The 20,375-nt window shown below is 71.2% G+C and carries 17 protein-coding genes; 7 read left to right on the top strand and 10 right to left on the bottom strand.

The features are described 5' to 3' along the window. Positions 1-86 precede the first annotated feature (86 nt). On the bottom strand, positions 87-2,147 hold the full coding sequence (locus tag KDM41_11575; GenBank protein ID MCB1184064.1) for a S9 family peptidase: 2,061 nt from the start codon (positions 2,145-2,147) through the stop codon (positions 87-89). Positions 2,148-2,475: 328 nt separating this feature from the next. Here KDM41_11575 and KDM41_11570 point away from each other — a divergent pair, with 328 nt between their 5' ends. Beyond that, positions 2,476-3,051, top strand: coding sequence for a hypothetical protein (locus KDM41_11570; protein ID MCB1184063.1), 576 nt, complete (start codon positions 2,476-2,478; stop codon positions 3,049-3,051). 77 nt (positions 3,052-3,128) lie between these two features. Here KDM41_11570 and KDM41_11565 read toward each other — a convergent pair whose 3' ends face one another. Beyond that, positions 3,129-3,938, bottom strand: a complete 810-nt coding sequence (locus tag KDM41_11565) for an enoyl-CoA hydratase/isomerase family protein (protein ID MCB1184062.1) — start codon at positions 3,936-3,938, stop codon at positions 3,129-3,131. Between the two features lie 143 nt (positions 3,939-4,081). On the opposite strand from KDM41_11565, the gene KDM41_11560 reads away from it, so the two are divergent. Next, positions 4,082-4,996: a TIGR01777 family oxidoreductase gene (locus tag KDM41_11560; protein ID MCB1184061.1), complete on the top strand. Its 915-nt coding sequence runs from the start codon at positions 4,082-4,084 to the stop codon at positions 4,994-4,996. A gap of 7 nt (positions 4,997-5,003) precedes the next feature. Here KDM41_11560 and KDM41_11555 read toward each other — a convergent pair whose 3' ends face one another. Genes KDM41_11555 through KDM41_11545 form a run of 3 tightly spaced genes read right to left on the bottom strand, consistent with a single transcriptional unit; the run spans position 5,004 to position 7,968 of the window. After that, entirely contained in the window at positions 5,004-6,188 is a 1,185-nt protein-coding gene (locus tag KDM41_11555) for an FAD-binding oxidoreductase (GenBank protein MCB1184060.1), read from the bottom strand. Then, positions 6,185-6,517: a (2Fe-2S)-binding protein gene (locus tag KDM41_11550; GenBank protein MCB1184059.1), complete on the bottom strand. Its 333-nt coding sequence runs from the start codon at positions 6,515-6,517 to the stop codon at positions 6,185-6,187. Before KDM41_11550 ends, KDM41_11555 begins: the two co-directional genes overlap by 4 nt. Before the next feature lie 11 nt (positions 6,518-6,528). Beyond that, on the bottom strand, positions 6,529-7,968 hold the full coding sequence (locus KDM41_11545; GenBank protein MCB1184058.1) for a (2Fe-2S)-binding protein: 1,440 nt from the start codon (positions 7,966-7,968) through the stop codon (positions 6,529-6,531). Positions 7,969-8,190: 222 nt separating this feature from the next. Here KDM41_11545 and glnA point away from each other — a divergent pair, with 222 nt between their 5' ends. From glnA to KDM41_11525, 4 genes are all read left to right on the top strand, one after another. Next, positions 8,191-9,561 (top strand): type I glutamate--ammonia ligase, encoded by a 1,371-nt coding sequence (glnA, locus tag KDM41_11540; GenBank protein MCB1184057.1) that lies wholly within the window; start codon positions 8,191-8,193, stop codon positions 9,559-9,561. A 62-nt stretch (positions 9,562-9,623) separates the two neighbouring features. Then, positions 9,624-11,729, top strand: coding sequence for a PAS domain S-box protein (locus KDM41_11535; GenBank protein ID MCB1184056.1), 2,106 nt, complete (start codon positions 9,624-9,626; stop codon positions 11,727-11,729). 91 nt (positions 11,730-11,820) lie between these two features. Beyond that, positions 11,821-12,456 (top strand): carbonic anhydrase, encoded by a 636-nt coding sequence (locus KDM41_11530; protein ID MCB1184055.1) that lies wholly within the window; start codon positions 11,821-11,823, stop codon positions 12,454-12,456. After that, complete coding sequence (locus tag KDM41_11525) at positions 12,453-12,845, top strand: secondary thiamine-phosphate synthase enzyme YjbQ (GenBank protein ID MCB1184054.1); 393 nt, start codon at positions 12,453-12,455, stop codon at positions 12,843-12,845. Before KDM41_11530 ends, KDM41_11525 begins: the two co-directional genes overlap by 4 nt. Here the strand turns inward: KDM41_11525 and KDM41_11520 are convergent. Genes KDM41_11520 through KDM41_11505 form a run of 4 tightly spaced genes read right to left on the bottom strand, consistent with a single transcriptional unit; the run spans position 12,829 to position 17,045 of the window. Continuing rightward, on the bottom strand, positions 12,829-13,917 hold the full coding sequence (locus tag KDM41_11520; protein MCB1184053.1) for a polysaccharide deacetylase family protein: 1,089 nt from the start codon (positions 13,915-13,917) through the stop codon (positions 12,829-12,831). The genes KDM41_11525 and KDM41_11520 overlap by 17 nt on opposite strands. An 8-nt stretch (positions 13,918-13,925) precedes the next feature. Continuing rightward, the gene (locus tag KDM41_11515) at positions 13,926-15,410 is read right to left on the bottom strand and encodes a hypothetical protein (GenBank protein ID MCB1184052.1); all 1,485 of its coding nucleotides are present in this window, start codon (positions 15,408-15,410) and stop codon (positions 13,926-13,928) included. 1 nt (position 15,411) lies between these two features. Then, the gene (locus tag KDM41_11510) at positions 15,412-16,680 is read right to left on the bottom strand and encodes a poly-beta-1,6 N-acetyl-D-glucosamine synthase (protein MCB1184051.1); all 1,269 of its coding nucleotides are present in this window, start codon (positions 16,678-16,680) and stop codon (positions 15,412-15,414) included. Continuing rightward, on the bottom strand, positions 16,680-17,045 hold the full coding sequence (locus KDM41_11505; GenBank protein ID MCB1184050.1) for a hypothetical protein: 366 nt from the start codon (positions 17,043-17,045) through the stop codon (positions 16,680-16,682). The genes KDM41_11510 and KDM41_11505 overlap by 1 nt, the downstream gene beginning before the upstream one ends. Positions 17,046-17,254: 209 nt before the next feature. Here KDM41_11505 and alaS point away from each other — a divergent pair, with 209 nt between their 5' ends. Further along, positions 17,255-19,981, top strand: a complete 2,727-nt coding sequence (gene alaS / locus KDM41_11500; protein MCB1184049.1) for an alanine--tRNA ligase — start codon at positions 17,255-17,257, stop codon at positions 19,979-19,981. Positions 19,982-20,147: 166 nt separating this feature from the next. Here alaS and KDM41_11495 read toward each other — a convergent pair. After that, on the bottom strand, positions 20,148-20,375 hold a 228-nt coding region (locus tag KDM41_11495), incomplete at its 5' end, for a C4-dicarboxylate ABC transporter (protein MCB1184048.1).

The following is a 20,375-nucleotide window of genomic DNA, read 5'->3' as shown; positions in this document are numbered from 1 at the left end:
ATGGCGAAGCGACCGGAACGCCAAGCGGCCCGCCGACAGGATGTCGGCGGGCCGCGGCCCCGGGACGACCCGGACCGGACGCAGAACTACTCCCCCAACAGGTACTTCCGGAACCAGGCCAGATCCCATTCCATCTTGGCCATCCGGTTCCGCTGCGTGGTCAGCCCGTGCGGCTCGCCCGGGTACACGACCAGTTCGGTCGGCACGTCGAGGTAGTGCTTCAGGGCGCGGTACAGGGCGCGGCTGTGGGCCGGCGGCACGCGCGGATCGCTGCCGCCCACGTGGATGATCGTCGGCGTCTTCACCTTGTGGAGGTCGTACAGCGGCGACGCCTTGCGGTAGTGGGCGGGGTCCTCCCAGGGCAGGCCGGGCACGAAGTTGATCACGTGGCCGGGCGTGTCCTCGGTGCCCCACTGGATGACCATGTCGAGCACCCCGGCGCCGCTGCTCGCCGCGGCGTACAGATCGGGCTCGGCCGCGATCATGCAGTTGGTCAGGTACCCGCCGTTGCTCCAGCCCATGACCCCGATCCGGGCCGGATCGGCCAGGCCTTCGTCGATGAGCCAGCGGGTGCCGAGGGCGATGTCCGCCACCTCGATCTCGTTCTCGCGCCCGACGAGCTTCGTCAGGAAGGCGTCGCCGTAGCCCGTCGAGCCATGGTAGTTGGGGCTGAGCAGGGCGTACCCGTTGGCCGCCATCAGGGCGCGGCCGTACATCCACAGCCGGAAGCGGAACTTGGTCGAGGAGGTGGGGCCGCCGTGCAGTTCGATGACCGCCGGCAGCGGGCCGTCGCCGCGCTTGTAGTCGGCGGGCAACTCGAGGATCCCGTGGCAGGTCTCGCCGTCGGCGCCGGTCCAGCTCACGTGCTCGATCCGGGGCAGGATCCAGGTGTCCATCTGGGGATTGACGTGGGTCAGGGCCCGGAACCGGTCCGCGCCCTCCACCGCATATACGTCGTTGCCCGCGGTGGTCGTCTCCCACACCGCGGCGAGGTTGCGGCCGCGGGCGTCGAAGCCGTAGTCGCCGACCACCACGTCGCCGGCGGTGAGCACCCGCGTCTCGCCCTGGGCGCCGCCGCGCACCTTCTCGACCGCGGCCACGCGCACGCGCCCCATGGCCTCGGCCAGGTAGCACAGGGTGCGGTCGCCGCCGCGCCAGGCCAGCCCGCCGGCGCATTCGATGGGGTCGGGACGGGCGATCTCGTGCAGGCTCCACACCTCGTCGGCGAACTCGGCGGTCCACAGCCCGGTCGGGTAGCCGTCGAAGCCGATCGTGAAGGCGAGGGCGCCGCCGTCGCCCGACCAGCACAGGTTGTCCAGCCAGCCGTAGGGCGACGGATGTCCGGCGCGCCAGGCCGCGTCGGTGACGGGTGTCGTGAGCCCGGAGGCCAGGTCGACGACCTCGACCCGCGACCAGCCTTCCTTGAAGATGAGCTCGTTGTCGGTGGTGGTGATCAGGCCGAGACGCCCGCCATCCGGCGACACCGTCAGCTCCCAGATGACGCGGTCGGCCGGCAGCACTTCGGTCGTGCGCCAGGTCGTCAGGTCGAGACGGTCGACCGCGTGCAGGCGCCGGACACCGTGGCCGTACTCGAGATCGTCGTACTTCGTGCGCAGGTCGCGCCACTCCTCGTCGGTGGTGGGGCTCGAGGTCGTGGTGTAGAGCGTGTTCCCGTCCGGGCCGAGGGCGTAGGTCCCGATGGCCCGCGCGCTCGCCGTCACCGCCTGCAGGCCGGAGCCGTCGGGCCGGATGCGCCACACCTGCCGACTGCCGTCGTGGGGCGGGGCGTCCCGGCCCGCCTCGTCGCGACCGAGAAAATACAGCCAGGCGCCGTCGGGCGACCAGGTGGGGTGGCCCGCGCCGAAATCGCCGAAGGTGAGCCGGAGGGGCGCTCCGCCTTTGCGGTCCACGGTCCACAGTTCGCGCGACTTGCCCTCGTTCCCGGGCAGCCAGCGCGTCTCCACGTACGCGATGCGTCCGCCGTCCGGCGACACGGCCACGGCGCCGACGCTCGTGATGGTGAAGTAGTCGGCCGGGACGATGGTGTGGGAGCGGGCGGGGGCGTCGTCGCCGACGGCCGCGCCGGTGGCGACCAGCAGGAGCAGCAGGGTGGTGAAGACCGCTTCGAGACGAATTCGGGAACGCACGGGGCACCTCCGGAAGGGGGGAAACGGGGCTGAAACGGCATTATGACGGATGAACGGCCCGCGGGCCACTGCCGAATCCGGGCCCGATCCGATGAATGTGCAAGGCCAAGTTGCAAATACACATCCATTTCAGTTCAGAATTCGCGGAAATGAAACTCCTTGTGCAGGTTGGTGATGTCACTGTGATTTTTCCATGTAAAAATTCTTTTCTTATGATATAATCCGTGATACAACGTGAGTTCGTCCGCCACGGGGGCCGTACGGACTTGTCCGTGAATTCGCTCATTGCGCCCCCGGATCACCCTCCACTCACCAGAGGAGCGACACCATGAAGAAGATGGTTCTTGTCTTTGCTCTGGCGGCCCTCGCCCTTGGCGGTTCCGCCTTCGCGCAGACTCCCTATCAGAACAACATCGGCATCTACTTCGACGAGGCCGGCACCAACAACTGCGCGTTCCTGCCCGTCGGTTCGCACCCGGCCTACGTCGTCCTGACCAAGCTGACCGCCGGCGACGTCCTCGGCTGGGAAGCCAAGCTGACCTACGACAACCTGTTCCCCAGCAGCCTCGGGCACCGCGGCCAGGCCGTCGACGTGGGCTCGCGCCCCGGTGAGGCCATCGTCGGCTTCGCTTCGCCCCTGCCGGCGGTCGGCGGCACCTGCGTCGTCGCCGATGTCGACATCCTGGTCATCAACGCCGACCCCGGCTACGCCTTCGTCGGCGAAGTGTACTTCAGCCTGCTCGAGAACGGCCTGCCCGCCTACATCGACGGCGACAGCAACGGCTACGCGCTGCACCCGTCCCTCGGCGGCACCAGCGACCCGATCCTGATCGTCAACGGCGACTGCAGCCCGGTCGCGGTCGAGGACGCCTCCTTCGGCGCCGTGAAGAGTCTGTACCGGTAGTTCCGGTTCCACTCGCCCACGCGAAAACGGCCACCCTGTCGGGGTGGCCGTTTTCGTGTCTGCCGGTCCGGGGATCGTCAGTCCTCGTCGTCCGCGTGGGGGGCGACCGCCAGGTCCGGCTCGCGGCCCTCGCTCAGGGCGGCGAGCCCCTCGGCCGTCTCCAGCGACTCCCAGCACTGCTGCTGCGACTCCCACTCCATCGAGAGCATGCTGGTCTGGTCGAGCACGCCCGACTGCTGCACCGCGAGCTTCACCAGGCGTACGCCCGGCTGGGGCAGGCGGGCCAGGCGCTGCACGTAGGCGTCGAGGTCCTCCTCCCAGGTGGCGTCGGGCAGGAGGCGGTCCACGAGTCCCATCTGCCAGGCCTCCTCGGCGCCGACGGTGCGGCGGGAGAAGAGGAAGTCCATGGTGCGGCCCGGACCGATCAGCCGCGGCAGCAGGTGGGTCAGGCCCCAGCCCGGCAGCAGCCCGCCGGCCATGTCCAGGCAGGTGAAGGCCGCCTGGCGCGACGCGAGCCGCACGTCGGCCGCCATGTAGAAACCGAGGCCGATGTTGCGCACATCGCCCCGCGTGGCCGCGATGATCGGCTTGGCCGAGTCGCCCATGAGCGTGACGATGTTGCGGGAGATCTCCTCGGCCACGGCCACGGTCTCCAGGCCCCCGTCGCGCTGCCGGGCCGCCGCGGCGCCGTCCAGCTCGTGGTGCAGGTCGAAGGCGTGATCGCCGTCGGTGAAGAGGATCACGCGCACGGCGTTGTCCTCCTGCAGGCGCAGCATCAGGTCGACGAACTCGTCGTGGAGGTCGGCCATCTGCGGCGCGCCGGGTCCGATCATGCCGATGCGGGCGCAGCCCTCGGCGATCTCGCAGTCGAAGTTCTGGTACTCCATGTCAGCTCCTGTGGGTTGGGGGCCGGACCAAAATAAGCCAAAGCGCGGGCGCGGCCAACCACGGCGTCGGTGGACACCGCCGGGGCCCTCCGCTAGAATGGGGTGTCCGGCCCCCCGACGGCCGGCCCACCGAAAGGAACACCGTGCGCATCTTCATCACCGGGGGCACCGGCCTGGTCGGCCGGGTGCTCGTGCCCCAGCTCCTGAACCGCCACGACGAGGTCGTCTGCGTGTCGCGCGACGCCGACCGGGCCCGCCGGGTCCTGCCCCGGGGCACCGAGGTGGTCGAGGCCGATCCCAACCAGGAGGGCGCATGGCAGCAGGTCGTCGCCGGCTGCGACGCGGTCGTCAACCTGGCCGGCGAGCCGGTGGCCGACGGGCTCTGGACCCGCAAGAAGAAGACCCGCCTGCGCCGCTCCCGCCTGGCCGTCACCGAGAACGTGGTGCGGGCGCTGCAGCAGAGCGAGCGCGCCCGCTGCCTGGTGAGCGGTTCGGCGGTGGGCTACTACGGCGACCAGGGCGACACCGCGCTGGGCGAGGGGCACGAGCCCGGGCAGGATTTCCTCGCCCGCCTGGCCCTCGAGTGGGAGAACGCGGCCATCCAGGCCGAGCGCGACGGCCTGCGCGTGGCCTGCATCCGCATCGGCATCGTCCTGAGCCCGGACGGCGGCGCCCTGCCCCGGCTGCTGGCGCCGTTCCGTCTGGGCTTCGGCGGCCCGCTCGGCAACGGTCAGCAGTACTTCCCCTGGCTGCACATCCAGGACCTCGTGCGCATCATCCTGTTCACCCTCGACAACGAGGAACTGGCCGGACCCATCAACGCGGTGGTGCCCACGCCGCCGCCGCAGAAGGACTTCGCGGCCGCCCTCGGCGCCGCCCTGGGCAAGCCCTCGTGGCTGCCGGCGCCGTCGTTCGCCATGCGGTTGCTGCTGGGGGAGAAGGCCGGCATGATCCTGGCCAGCCAGCGGGTCGTGCCCAACGTGCTGAAGGCCCACGGCTTCCGCTTCGCGTTCGGCGAGCTGGACAAGGCCCTGGCCGACCTGCTGCCCGGCGACTGATCCCCGCTCAGCCCACCACGAAGGCGTCGGCCTGCAGGTCGCCGCGCTCGAAGCGATCCAGCGACAGGCTCGTGATGATCTCGTCGGGGCGTCCGGTCAGGATGTGCTCGGCCATGCGCCGGCCCGTGACCGGACCGAGCATGAAGCCGTGTCCGCTGAAGCCGCAGATGTGGTGGTAGCCTTCGAGGCCGGGCACGCCGCCGAGGATGGGACGGTGGTCCGGCGTGACGTCGTACATGCCGGCCCACTGCCGCATCATGCGGACCTGGGCCGCCCGCGGGTACAATGCCGTCAGCGCGCGGGCGAAGCGCACCGCGAAGACGAGCTGGCTGCGGGTGTCGAACTCGGCCGGGTCGGTCCAGTGGGGCTCGTGCGGGTCGCCGATGCCGCCGACGATCTCGCCGCGCAGGCTCTGGCTGAAGTAGATGCCGTTGGTGATCGAGATGACCATGGGGTCGAGGAACGGCTTGAGCGACTCGCTCACCATGATCTCGTGGCGCTCCTGCCGGTTGGGCAGGCTGACGCCGACCTGGGCCGCGAGGTGGCGGGCCCAGGGGCCGGCGCTGTTGACGACCACCGGCGCGTGGATCACGCCGCGGTCGGTGACGACGCCGCGCATGCGGCCGTCCTGGGCGAGCATCTCCTTGACGGTCGTGCGGATGAAGATGCGCACGCCCCGCCGGTGGCAGGCCCGGGCGTAGCCCCACACCACGGCGAAGGGGTAGGCGGTGCCGTCCTTGGGGCAGAAGGTGGCGCCCACGAGGCGCGAGACGTCCAGGTCGGGCACGATCTTCCGGCAGTCCGACGGCGGCAGGAACTCGGTCGGCACGCCGCAGCTGTTCTGCAGGGCCACCGCGTCGCGCAGGGCGGGCAGGTCCTTCTCGTTCTCGGTGATCATCAGGTAGCCGCCCTGGCGGAAGAACACCTGGTAGCCCAGCTCGGCCGACATGTTCTCGTACATGGCGACGCTTTCCTGGGCCAGCCGGATGTTCTCCTTCGTCGTCCACTGCGCCCGGATGCCGCCGCCGCAGCGGCCGGTCGAGCCGCTGCCGATGTAGCGGCTCTCCAGGACGACGATGTTCTTCAGCCCGCGGCCGGCCAGCTCGTAGGCCACGGCCAGGCCGTTGATGCCGCCGCCGATGACCACGGCGTCGGCGGTGGCGGGCACCGGGCCCCGGGACAGGGGGATCATGACTCCTCCTCCGGGGCGGTCGGAGCGGGCAGCGCGGCGCGGCCGTCGGCCCGCGGCACGGCGCCCGGCGCGTCGAGGTCCAGGGCGGCCAGTTCGGCGAAGGTCAGGGGCTCGGCCGGCGGCCGGATGGTCGTCAGCCGGATGGTCGCCGGCTCGGCGCCGCGCAGGGCCGCCAACTCGGCCGCCGCCTCGGACAGGCAGCGCTTGCCCTGGCAGAAGCCCGTGCCCAGGCCGGTGTAGCGCTTCAGCGACTCCATCTCGCTGAAGCCCTCTCCGTAGGCCTGCCGCCACTCGCGCAGGGTGACGTCCTCGCAGCAGCAGAGGAAGATCCGGTCTTCGCTCACGGGGCGCTCCTCTCGGCGGCGGCGCGGCCGCAGGCGCCGCCGGTCCAGGTCAGGTTCAGCCCGCCCGCCAGCGGGGCGGTGAAGTCGGCGCCGTCGGGGGTGCTGCCGCGGGGCACGTAGCCGCCGCGGGCCGGGTCGAGCACGAGGTCGGCGCCCAGCTGGAACGGCACGTCGTAGGCGGGCTTGCCGGCGCCGCAGAGCACCATGAAGTCGGCTTCGAGATGCATGTGGCTGCCCTTCGGCCCGGGGGCGCTGCGCCGGGGCACGAAGGTCGCGCGCAGGGCGTGGGGGCCGGAGCCGCGGACCTCGTCGAGACGCAGGCCGGTGTTCAGGGGCCACTTCAGGTCGACCGCGGCGGCGACCTCGGACTGGTTGCCGCCGCCGGTGACGACGAGCTTCACCAGGGCGCCGCGCCCGTGCAGCAGGGCGGCGCTGAGCCACAGGTCCGGACCGCTGCCCACGAGCAGGGCGTGGCGGCCGGCCACGTCCAGACCGTCGCGGGCGACGATGCGGTAAAGGGCGCGCGGGCCGAAGATGCCCGGCGTGTCGTTGCCGGGGAAGAGGCCGAACGCGTCGAGGGCGCCGGCGGCCCAGACCAGTTCGTCGCAGCGGGCCGTGGCCACGCCGTCCGGCCGACGCACGACCACGCCCCCCGGCTGGTAGCCGGCGAGCACCTTGCTGTCGCCGACGAAGCGGATCCCGGGGCGGTCGTTCAGGGCGTTGACGGCGGCCTGGATGCGCTCGCGGGCATCCGCCAGGCCGGGAAAACGCGGCAGCAGGTCGACGTCGGCGTGGGCCACGGCGTCGAGGGCGGCCTTGCGCTGGCCGCCGGGCACCGGCATGTCGTCGATGACCAGGGTGGGGCCGCCGCCGGCAAGGGCGGCCCGGAGCCCGCTGGGCCCGCCGCCCACCACGAGACGCGCCACGTGGCCGAGGTCGGGGGCCGCGGGCGGCGACGCGGAGGCCGCGGCGGGCAGCGCCCGTCGCGACGCCGCGGCGTCGGGCAGACGCCCCACGCCGGTCATGGGCCGGATGCGCTCGAGGAAGAAGCGGCTGACCGTGGCCGGCCGCGTGAACCACTTGTAGTAGAAGCCGACGGGAACCCAGCGGCTGCCCAGGCCGAGCATCTTCTGCATGGGGCCGCCATAGAAGGTGCCCGTGTCCTGGACGGCGACGGTCATGCCGTCGCGGACCCGCGTCTCGCACGTGCGCACGTTGGGGACGCCGTCGATCCGCATCAGGCAGCTGGTGCAATGGCCGCGGGCGCAGGTCAGGCCCCGCGGACGACCGTACTTGTGGGAGTGGGACAGCTCGCGCCGGCCGCTTTCGAAGAGGGCCACCGCCACGCTGGTGTCGGGACGGCAGCGCACGGGGCGGCCGTCGACGGTGATGGTGATGGCGGCCGGGCCGGGGCCGGCTGCGGGGCTCTCTGCCAACGGCGGATCCTTTCGCACGGGACGCTGCAGGCGACCGGCCGCGCCGATCAGGCTACGAAAATAGGCAGCGGCCCGGGCCGCGGCAAGGCGTGTGTGGGCGATCCGGAATGCGCGGCCTGTCTCCATCCAGGGGCGGGATTCCCTTGGTTCTGGTGCGCCAGGTGACTATTTTTCGCATCCAGTCCCGAAAAGAGATGCACCTTGTCCCGCAAGGGGTTCGCCATGTCCGACGCCGCCCTTTCCCGCGTGCGCGCCCTCATCGACGCCCACCACGCCGAGTTCATCGACCTGAAGATGCTCGACCTCGCCGGTCGGCTGCACCACATCAGCTTCCCCTGTGATCGCCTGACCGCCGACGTGTGCCGGGACGGCATCGGCTTCGACGGCTCGAGCTACGGCTTCCTGAAGGTGGAGAACAGCGACATGGTCCTGGTGCCGGATCTGGCGACGGCGGCCGTGGACCCGTTCCGACGCCGCCCCACGGTGACGATGTTCGCCGCGGCCCACCTGACCGACGAGGCGCGGACGCCCTTCCCGCAGGACGGCCGTGCCGTGGCGCGCAAGGCCGAGCAGGCGCTGCGCGACGCCGGCGTGGCCGACTCGTCCCAGTGGGGGCCCGAATACGAGTTCCACATCTTCGACGCGGCCGAGTTCGGCAACACGGCCAACGAGAGCTTCTACGGCGTGACGAGCGGCGAGCGCTTCTTCCAGAACGCCTACCACGCCTGCAATCCCCACGACCGCTACGCCGACTTCCGCGACGAGGTGTGCGGCGTCATGCGCGACTTCGGCATCCCGGTGCGCTACCACCACCACGAGGTGGGGGCCCAGGGCCAGCAGGAGATCGAGGGCTGGTTCGCCGACCTGCCCACCACCGGCGACCACGCCGTGCTGACCAAGTACATCCTGGCCAACCTGGCCGAGCGCCACGAGCTGAAGGTCACCTTCATGCCCAAGCCCCTGTACGAGAACGCGGGCAGCGGCTGGCACCTGCACCAGTTCCTCACGCGCGGCGGACGCAACGTCTTCGATGATCCGCAGGGCTACGCCCACCTCTCGCAGACGGCCCTCTACTACATCGGGGGCATCCTGACCCACGCCGACTCCCTGTGCGCCTTCACCAACCCGAGCACCAACAGCTACAAGCGCCTGGTGCCCGGCTTCGAGGCGCCGACGGTGCGCACCTTCGGGCGCAGCAACCGCGGGGCGGCGATCCGCATCCCGAGCTACGTGACCGACGGCGAGCTGCGGCGCATCGAGTACCGGCCGCCCGACCTGACGGCCAATCCCTACCTGTGCGGGGCGGCGATCCTGATGGCCGGGCTCGACGGCGTCATCAACCGCATCGACCCGATTAGGGCGGGCTACGCGCCCGAGGACGCCCCGTCGGACACGAGCCGCCAGGAGGATTTCCTGCCGCGCTCCCTCGCCGACGCCCTCGACGCCCTCGAGCGGGACCACCAGTACCTGCTGCGCGGGGACGCCTTCCCCGAGTCGCTGATCCGGCGCTGGCTCGAGGTGAAGCACGCGGAGATCGCGGCCATCAACACGCGGCCGCACCCATACGAGTTCACCATGTATTTCGACTTCTAGGGTGGGTCGCGGGACGGGATCGTGCTAGTCTCCGGGGAACGCGAGAACCGGAGGTCGCCCACGTGTGTCCCGCAGAGAACCATCCGCCCTGCCAGGCCCTCGGCGTCATGGACGCCATGGAACGGATCACCCGCGCCATCTCGGGCGGCGATGCGGGGAACGGCCAGGTGGGCGCCGTCCTCGACGTCATGCTGGACGTCTTCGATGCCGACCGGGCCTGGCTGCTCGCCGAGCGCGAGGGGGAGCCCGAGGTGTGGGACGCGCTGGCGGAGCGCACGCGCTCGGCCTGGCCGGGCGTGCTGGCTGCGGCGGCCGAGCTGCGCGCCGACGCCTTCCATCGCGACCTGATCGCGGCCGCCCGGCGCACCGGCCGGCCGGTGGCCGCCCTCCGGCCCGACCGCCAGAGCCCCGTCGCCGAGCAGTTCACCATCCGTTCGGAACTGATGACCGTCGTCTCGCCCCACGGGCGCCCCGCGCTCCTGGTGGGCCTGCACCACTGCCGCCGCGCCTGCCGCTACGACGACGTCGAAGGCCTCTTCTTCGTCGTCGCCTCCCGACTCGCCGACGCCCTGGCGACCCAGTGGGCCCTCGCCGCGCGGCGCCAGAGCGAGGAGCGGTTCCGGATCCTGGTCGAGCACGCCCCCGAAGCGATCGTGATCCTCGACGCGACGTCCGGCCTGTTCGTGGACGCGAACGAAGGGGCCTCGCGCCTGTTCGGCGTCGCGCGCGACGAGCTGATCGACCGGGCCGGCCCCGCCGACTTCAGCCCGGTGCAGCAGCCGGACGGGAGGCCCTCGCCCGCGGCGGCCATGGAGTGGATCGGCCGCGCGGTGGCCGGCGAGGCGCCCACCTTCGAATGGACCCACCGCTCGCGGCAGGGGCAGGACATTCCCTGCGAGATCAGCCTCGTGCGGCTGCCCGATTCCGAGCGGACGCTCGTGCGCGGCACCATGGTCGACATCACCCAGCGCAAGCGGGCCGAGCGCGAAAAGGCCCGGCTCGAGGCCCAGCTCGTCCAGGCGCAGAAGCTCGAAGCGGTCGGGCAGTTGACCGGTGGCGTCGCCCACGACTTCAACAACCTGCTGACGGTGATCGTCGGCAACGTCGAACTGGCCCAGCAGTTTCCCGGGGACACGGACCTCGTGACCGAGTCCCTGCAGCAGGTGGCGGCGGCCGCGGAGCGGGCCAGCGCCCTCACGAGCCGCCTGCTGGCCTTCTCCCGCAAGCAGCCGCTGCGTCCCCGCTCCCTCGACATGGGAGACGTGCTGCGCGGCATGGACGACATGCTGCGCCGCACCCTCGGCGAGCACATCGAGCTGGAGATCGTCCTGGCGGGCGGCCTCTGGCGCTGCGAGGCCGACCCCTCCCAGCTCGAGAACGCGATCCTGAACCTGTGCGTCAACGCCCGGGACGCCATGCCCGAAGGGGGCGCCCTGACCATCGACGCCGGCAACGCCTCCCTCGACGACGACTACGCGCGGGCCCAGCGCGAGGTCACCCCGGGACAGTACGTGCTGGTCGCGGTCTCGGACAGCGGCACGGGCATGAGCGAGGCGGTCCAGGCCAACATCTTCGAGCCCTTCTTCACCACCAAGGACGTGGGCAAGGGCAGCGGGCTGGGCCTGTCGATGGTGTACGGGTTCGTCAAGCAGTCGGGGGGGCACGTCAAGGTTTACAGCGAGCCCGGCGAGGGGACGACGGTGAAGCTCTACCTGCCGCGGGCCTCGGCCGACACGCCGGCGCCGCGGGCCGTGCGGCCCGACGCCGGTCTGCCCCGGGGCGGCGGCGAGACGATCCTCGTGGTCGAGGATGCGGCCGACGTGCGCCAGCTGGCGCGCCAGCTCCTCGAGCGGCTCGGCTACCGCGTTCGCGAGGCCGACCGCGCGGTGGCCGCGCTGGAGATCCTCGCCGGCGACGCGGCGATCGACCTGCTCTTCACGGACGTGGTGCTGCCGGGCGGACTGAACGGCGTCGAACTGGCCACCGAGGCGCAGCGTCTGCGCCCCGGCTTGGCGGTCCTGTACACCTCGGGCTACACTGCCAATGCGATCATCCACAACGGACGGCTGGACCGCGGTGTGCGGCTCGTCCAGAAACCCTTCACCCGCGACACCCTCGGCCGGCGGGTCCGCGAGGCCCTGGACGAGGGCGCGGCGGGTCCCGGCTAGGCCCGGGCGGCCCGGTGCGTCCGGATGCGTCCGGAAGCGTCCGGATGCGTCCGGGCCCGTCCGGATGTCGCGGCCGATGGAGAAACACGACATGGACAAGCTCTTCCAGGGAGTGCTGCGCTTCCAGCGCGAGGACTTCTCCCGCCATCACGAACTCTTCTCCCGTCTCGGCCGGCGCCAGCAGCCCCACACGCTCTTCGTGGGATGCTCCGACTCGCGCGTGGTGCCGACGCTGATCACCAACACCGATCCCGGCGAGCTCTTCCTCGTGCGGAACGTGGCGAACATCGTCCCGCCCTGGGCCGAGTCCGACCAGGACGCGTCCACGGCGGCGGCCATCTCGTACGCGGTGCAGGTGCTCGCGGTGGGGACGATCGTGGTCTGCGGCCATTCGAACTGCGGGGGGTGCGCCGCCCTGCACATGACGCCCGCCGAACTCGAGGGCCTGCCGGCGGTCAGCCGCTGGCTCCAGCACAGCGCCGAGGTGCCCGGCCGCGTGGCCCGCCTCAGCGCCGAGGCCGGCAACAGCGACGCGGCCGATCGGGAATGGCTCACCGAGCAGATCAACGTGCTGGTGCAGATGCGCCACCTGCTGACCTACCCCTTCATCGCCGAGCGGGTCCGCGCCGGGACGCTCAGCGTGCAGGGCTGGTACTACGTCATCGACTCGGGCGAGGTCCTCGTCTACGACGACGCCCGGGGCAATTTCGAGAAGGTGAAGGCATGATCGAGAGGGAACTGGCCAGCGAGGCGCGCACCGACTTCATCGACGCCACGCCTCTCGTGGCGGCGGCCATCGCCGAGCTGGGCATCGGGAACGGTGCCGTCCTGGTCTTCAACCCCCACACCACGGCCGGCGTGACGATCAACGAGGGCGCCGATCCCGACGTGGTCCGCGACATGACCGGCGCCCTGGACCGCCTCGTCCCGTGGCAGGACGCCTACCGCCATGCCGAGGGCAACGCCGCCGCCCACATCAAGGCGACCCTCGTGGGCAGCTCGGTCACGGTGCCCGTGCGCCGCGGTCGCCCCCTGCTGGGCACCTGGCAGAAGATCTGGTTCTGCGAGTTCGACGGCCCGCGGCGGCGGCGGCTGTGGATCACGGGGTTGGGCTGAGCTCCGCGCTGCGGCGCATGATCTCGTCGAGCATGCCGACGGTCGACTTGGCGGTGAGGGTGAAGCGTCCGGTGTGGAGCAGGCTGTCGGTGGCCGCGAACGGGCGCGGCTCGAGGCTCACCGTCCCGCGGAAACCGACGGCCCGCGCGATGCTGTCCAGATCGCCGTTGGCGAAGCCGTAGGGCCAGGCCAGCCAGCGCGCGTCGGTCCGGGCCGTGGCGATGTCGCCGCGGCTGGCCAGCAGGTCGGCCGCCACCGGACCCCAGGGACCGGACAGCACGGCCGTCGCCGCCGGTGGCCAGGCGAGGTCGCCCTGCCGCCGGTGCGCCGTCACGTCGGCCAGGGTGGCGGCCCGCCGCTCCCCGTCGATCTCCTGCGGATTCCAGAACACCGGCTCCAGACCCTTGCGGGTGCCGATCTTGTAGTGCAGGTCGCGGGTGTGGCTGCCGAGGATGATCGTGCCCGAGGCGGCCATTTCCCGCAGTTCCTCCCACGAGCAGACGTCGAGGTCGGCCCAGTCGGAGCCCACGTGGCCGGTGGGCACGAAGAGGTGGGCCCGGACGCCGTACTCGCGCAGCAGGGGCCAGGCCAGCTCGTAGACGCTGCGGTCGGCGTCGTCGATGGTCAGGACGACCGCCCGCGGGGGCAGCGGCCGGCCCGTCTCGACCAGGTCGGCCACCTCGTCCAGGGTCATGACGCGGGTGCCGGTGTCGCGGAAGTGTTTCAGGTGCTTCTCGAACTCGCCGATGGGCGTCGTCCAGAACTCGCGCGGGCCCAGGGCCGGCATGCCGAAGAGCACCGAGCCGAGCACCCGCGCCAGGTAGCCCGGATCGAAGCCGGACCGGAAGTAGTGGTAGCAGAGGACGGGCACGCCCGGGCCGGCGCTGGTCACCGACTCGAGGCCGAGTTCCGGCGGGTCGAGTTCGTAGAGGCTGCCCGCGGGGGCCGGCCGGTCGTCGTCGCCGCACCCGGCGGCCAGGGCGAGGATCGCCACCAGCATCACCGGCACCGCCGCGACGAACCGGCGGCGGCCGTGTCCGGGGGGGCGGGGGGCGCGGTTCGTCCGGTGCATGGATCCCCCTAGAAGAAGCGGCGCACCGTCAGGTTCAGGAAGGTGCGGTTGAAGCCGCTGGCGCTGCTGAACGAGCTGCGCGAATGGCCCCCCTCGACCGCGGCCAGCCAGTCGGGGGCGAAGCGCCAGCCCGTCCGCAGGCTCACACCGCCCACGGTCACCTGGTCGGCACCCGTCTCCTTTTCCACGCCGACGCTGCCGTTCAGACGCCAGGTCCAGTGCCGGGTGCGGGTCTTCAGGGTCGCCTCGAGGCTGCCGTTGACGACCTCGTCGGGCGCCCAGTAGCCGCCGGGGTAGGGGATCTCGAAGTCCATCCAGGTCAGCACCGGACCGGCGTGGATCTCCCAGCGCCCCTCGCGCTTCCACGTGATGCGGGCGGCACCCCGGGTGCGGGAGTTGCCGTCGCTGTAGTCGGCCAGGTTCGCCGACAGGCCGGCCGACCAGTGCCGGCCGAGGCGATGGTCCACCGAGGCGTTGGTCTGCTCGTAGTGGATGTGGTTGTCGAGGGCGAAGAACGTCTCGACCGGGGCCGAGGTGCCGCCGAAGTCGATGCGCCAGCGCGGCGCCGGCAGCCAGGTCAGCCAGAAGTCGCCCGCGAGGTTCGTCCAGTCCAGGTTCTCCGGACCGGCGTACAGGGGCGAGCCCGTGCCGAAATGCTGCACCTTGCCGTAGGCGTGCAGGGCCCAGTTGTGGGCCAGGGCCGCATGGAAGCCGAAGCCCAGGGCCGGATTGCCGATCTCCGCCTGGCCGGGCTGGCGGTACCGCCCGTACGAAGGCGTCACCTGCAGCAGCTTGTTGCCCAGGACGGTGAAGCTGCCGGTGACCCCGAGGCGCACGATGTCCAGGTCGTCCGAGTCCCAGGACGCGTTCAGGTCGGCGGCCAGGGGCGCCGAGTAGGAATCGAGCACGACGAGGGCGAAGTCGCCCGCCTCGCGCCCGGCGGCCTCGTCGGGGCCGGACTCGTCCTCGACCGCCCGCAGCACCGACCACCCTTCGCGCAGGCGGTTGTCCCACAGCAGGCTGCGGGCCAGCCCGAGCCGGGCCGCGCCGTCGGTCGGGTCCTCGGCGACGAGCTCGCGGTACAGGCCCACCGCCTCCGGCTGCCGGCCGCTCCAGCTGTACGCCATGGCCAGGCCCTTGCGCACGTCGCGGTTCTCCTCGTCCGGGTGCCGGGCCAGGTAGCGGCGGAAGTAGAAGATCGACTTCTCGGCATCCTCGCGCCACAGCTTCTGGTAGGCGATCTCCTGGGCCACCATGGGCACCAGCCGGGCGTCGTTGGCCAGGGCCTCGAGGTAGTCGGCCACGGCCTCGTGGTGGCGGTCCTCGCCGGCGGCGTCGCGAGCCTCGGTGACCTTGCGCCAGGCCTGCTCCGTGTCGATGACCCCGTCGGCGGTGTCGGCCATGGCCGCCACCTGGGCGCGCGCCGGCGCCGCGGCCAGGCCGCAGGCGACCAGGGCGGCCACGGGGAGGATGCGTGTCCACGTGGGCCTCATGCTACTCCCGGACCGGCTTCCAGAGCGTGTACTTGCGCTTCTGGCGGTTGACGTTCAGCCCCATGGGGGCCGTGGTGACGGTGATGACCGCCATCAGGATCCAGTAGACCAGCGGGTAGAAGACCGCGACGATGAACGACTTCTTCAGGAGCTCGTCGTAGACGCGGTCCTGGATCACGCCGGTCACCAGCTGCAGCAGGCACACCGTCGCGATGAGCATGCCCCAGAAGTTGGGGATCGGACTCGCGCCCACCGGCGGATAGCCCACCGCGTAGCTGACGAGCCAGACGGTGGTCAGCAGCACGTAGGTGTAGGCCCAGAGCACCGAGAGGTTGGCCTCGATGAGCACGGGCCAGAAGCGCCGGTGCTTCCACTGCAGGAGCTCGCTTCCGTGGCGCACCAGGACCTGGCTGAGGCCCAGGGCCCAGCGCCGCCGCTGCCGCCATAGCCCCTCCAGCGACTGGGGCACCCGCATCCACATGACCGCGCGCGACTCGTAGCGCACGTCCCAGTGCCGCAGCTGCAGCCGCCAGGTCAGGTCGATGTCCTCGGTGGCCATCTCCGGGCTGTAGAGCCCGACGTCGTACAGGGCGGTGCGGCGGAAGATGCCCACCACGCCGCTCATGGTCATGATGCGGCCCCACACCCGCTGGGCCCGCCGCATGAGCGAGATGATCGAGGCGAACTCGATGGCCTGCAGCTTGGCCAGGAAGCTCTGCCGGTTGACGACGCGGGGATTGCCGGTGACGGCGGCGCAGCGCGGGAAGCGGAAGTGGGGGACCAGGTGGTGCAGGATGTCCGGCACGGGCACCGCGTCGGCGTCCATCACGAAGACCAGTTCGCCCCGGCTCACGGGGATGGCGTCGTTCAGCGCCATGGCCTTGCCCTCGTTGACGAGCTTGCGCACCAGGCGCACGCGCGGGTCGGCGAGGAAGGGCTCGATCTCGTCGAGGGTGCGGTCGGTCGAGCAGTCGTCGATCACGACGATCTCGAAGGCGGGATAGTCCACCGCCAGCACGCCCCGCAGGGTGTGGGCGATGTTCGCCTCCTCGTTGAAGGCCGGGATCAGGAAGCTGACCATGGGCTTCTCTTCGTAGGCGTAGAACGCGGCCAGCTTCTCCGTCGGGCCCGAGTCGCGGCGCCGGTAGAAGAGGAACGAGGTGAAGATCCACATGACGCTCGTCGTGAGCGGGTACCAGGCGAAGTAGATCAGCAGGACCAGGTAGACCCAGGTCGACTGGAAACGGACGATCAGGGAATAGAGATCCATCAGGCACCCCTTCCCGTCGCCGCGGTGCACACCTTGCGGCCCTCGTCGTCCAGCCGCACCACGACCGTGGGGGCCGCCTTCAGGGTCGCCAGGTCGTCCCCGGCCCGTTCCCGGCCCAGGTGGTCGGCGGCGTACGCCTCCGGCGGCGTCGCCGGGGCGGCCAGGCGCCGGTTGCGTCGGGCCAGCTTGCGGTTGTGGGCGATCCACAACAGGGTCAGCACGATCCCGACCAGCGTGAAGCCGGCCAGCACCGCCACCGACTGCAGCGAGGCCAGGTCGATCTGACGGCGGCCCACCACGTACCAGTAGTACCCGAAGAGGAGCCACATCAGGATCGAGACGACGATGTGCAGGACGTTGCGCATGGTCCTCGGGCGCCTCCCGCGCCCAGCCGCGGCGCCCGGCGTGGGTTGACCACGCCCGGGGGCCCGCTTAAACTATCGGCTTGCGTGCCGGGTCGTCCGGAGCGCCGGCCAGAAGTCGCCGGCCGAGATAACCCGGTATCCTTGTTTTGTTTCGGCCGCGCCGCGTGGCCTTGTAGGACTTTTTCACCCCCCGCGGGGCTGGAGCCAAATTGAAAGCCAGGGAGATCCGCGCAAGTTTTCTCGACTTTTTCGCCGAGCGGGGCCACACGGTCGTGCCGTCGTCGACCCTCGTGCCGCAGGACGATCCCACGCTCCTGTTCACCAATGCGGGCATGAACCAGTTCAAGGGCGTCTTCCTCGGCCTCGAGAAGCGCGACTACGTGCGGGCCGCCTCGGTCCAGAAGTGCATGCGGGTCTCCGGCAAGCACAACGACCTCGAGGAAGTGGGCAAGGACGCCCGTCATCATACCTTTTTCGAGATGCTCGGCAACTGGTCGTTCGGCGAATACTACAAGCGCGAGTCGATCACCTGGGGCTGGGACTTCCTGACCCGGGTCATGGGGCTCGACCGCGACCGCCTCTGGGTCTCGGTCTACAAGGACGATGACGAGAGTTTCGGCATCTGGGAGCACGAGGTGGGGCTGGCCCCCGAACGCATCGTCCGCCTGGGCGATCTGGAGCGGGGCGACGAGGAGAACTTCTGGTCCATGGCCGACACCGGCCCCTGCGGCCCCTGCACCGAGATCCACTACGACCAGGGCCAGCAGATGAAGTGCGACCATCCGGACGGCTGCTTCGTGGGCGTCTGCGACTGCGACCGCTGGCTCGAGCTGTGGAACCACGTCTTCATGGAGTTCGACCGGGACAAGGAAGGCGTGCTGCACCCCCTGCCCATGAAGAGCGTCGACACGGGTCTCGGCTTCGAGCGCCTGGTGGCCGTCATGCAGGGCAGGCAGAGCAACTACGAGACCGACCTCTTCACGCCCCTGATCGCGCGCATGAGCGAGATCTGCGGCCGCGAACCCGAGGGCGAGGACCGCATCAGCATGCAGGTCATCGCGGACCACGCCCGGGCCGTGACCTTCACCGTGGCCGACGGGGCCATCCCCGGCAACACCGGCGCCGACTACGTGGTGCGTCGCATCCTGCGGCGGGCCGCCCGCCACGGCCACCTGCTGGGCATGGAGGAGCCGTTCCTGTTCCGCATCGCCGAGGTGGTCATCGCCGAGATGGGCGAGGCCTACCCCGAGATCGTCGCGCGCCGCGAGCGCGTGCTCGACGTGATCCGCAACGAGGAGGAGCGCTTCCTGCGCACGCTGGCCGCGGGGCTCCACGTCTACGCCGACTACAAGGCCGCCATGGCCCGCGACGGCCGCACCGAGCTCAGCGGCGAGGAGGCCTTCAAGCTGCACGACACCTTCGGCTTCCCCGTCGACCTGACGGCCGTGGTGGCCGAGGAGGACGGCTTCTCCGTCGACCACGACGGCTTCCGCGCCTGCATGGAGCGCCAGCGCGAGCAGAGCCGCAGCGAGAAGACCTTCATGGCGGGCATCACCCCCTGGCGAACCCTCGTGCCGGGCCTCGACCTGGGCGGTTTCCGCGCCGAGTTCGTCGGCTACGAGCGCGTCACCGAGCAGGCGCGCGTGGTGGCCGTGCGCGGCGGGGGCGAAGGTCCGGAGGGCACGCCCCTGGCCCACGTCCTGTGCGACCGCACGCCGTTCTACGCCGAGTCGGGCGGTCAGGTGGGCGACACCGGCCACATCATCCTGTCGGACGGCGACCGCGTCCTGGACGTGCGCGACACCCAGGCGAGTCCCGAGGGCCCCGTCTGCGTCGTGGCCGGAGACGTGGACGAGCTCGCGCGGGCCTTCGGCGCCGACGCGACGGTGCAGCTGCAGGTCGACGCCGTGCGGCGCGCGGGCTGTATGCGGAACCACACCGCGACCCACCTGCTGCACGCCGCCCTGCGCAGCGTCCTGGGCGACCACGTCGAGCAGGCCGGCTCGGTCGTCGAGCCGGGGCGCCTGCGCTTCGACTTTCGCCACGACCAGGCCCTGACCCCGGCCCAGCTGGCCGAGGTCGAGTCCCTCGTGGACGAGGCGATCGCCCAGAACCGGGCCGTGCTCGTGGAGAGCGACGTGCCCCTGGCCGAAGCCCGCGAGCGCGGCGCCATGGCGCTCTTCGGCGAGAAGTACGGCGACCGGGTGCGCGTCGTGCAGGTGCACGGCGGCCATCTGGTGTCGCCGCGCCAGGGCGAGGACTACGGCCCCGTGACCTCGGTCGAGCTGTGCGGGGGCACCCACGCTTTCCGCACGGGCGACATCGGACCCTTCCGCATCACCAGCGAGGGCAGCGTCTCGGCCGGGGTGCGCCGCATCGAGGCGGTCACCGGACCCGAGGCGGCGGCGCTGTACCGCCAGGAGCGGCAGGCGGTCGGGGCGCTGGGCGGCCTGCTGCGGCGCGACGGCGGACCGCTGGTCGACCAGACCCGTGCCCTCCTCGCCGAGCGCGACGAGCTCCGGCGCGAGTTGGCCCGGCTGCACCAGGCCGAGGCCCGCGAGTCCCTGAGTTCGGCCCTGGACACGCCGCGCGAGGTGGCGGGACTGAAGGTCATCACGGCCCACGTCGATGCCGCCGACAAGGGGGCCTTCATGGAGCTGGGCGACCATGTGCGGGACCGGCTGGGCGCCCGGGGGGTCGTGGTGCTCACCGCCGATCTGGACGGGAAGGCGACCCTGCTGGTCAGCCTCACCCCCGACCTGGTCGACGCCGGCACCCTGCACGCGGGCAACCTGGTCAAGGCCATTGCCGCGGCGGGCGGCGGGCGCGGGGGCGGTCGCCCCAACATGGCCCAGGCCGGCATGCCGGACCAGGCCGGGCTCGAGCGGGCCCTGTCCGCCGCCGACGGCATCATCGCCGACCAGATGGGCGGCTGAGCCGGCTCCGGACGACCTGCCGACCGGCCTCCAAATGGAGACGCCCCTGCGGACAGCAGGGGCGTCTCTTTTGAAGGCCGACCTGGGAAGGCCGACCGGGAGGAAACCTGTCAGGGGTGACGGATTCTCCTGAGTGCCCTCATTATAGCACCGCTTCGCCCCAGGATCAATGGGCCGGCAACAGCAGCTTCCGGCTGACCAGTCCCCGCACCGTCAGGACGAAGACCACCAGCCAGATCACCAGCAGGAAGACCATCACCCCGCTGTAGAAGATCCGGATCGCGGCGACCCCGCTCACCTTCGCCGCGATGCCGCTGGCGATGGCCAGGGCCCCGCTCGGGAAGGTGAAGGCCCACCAGCTGAGGGCGAAGGGCAGGCCGCGCCGGATCCGCGT

The organism is bacterium (assembly GCA_020440705.1).
In the GTDB taxonomy this organism is placed as follows: domain Bacteria; phylum Krumholzibacteriota; class Krumholzibacteriia; order LZORAL124-64-63; family LZORAL124-64-63; genus JAGRNP01.
The sequence above is the reverse complement of the archived record's forward strand: the minus strand, read 5'-3'. Positions and strand labels throughout refer to the sequence as shown.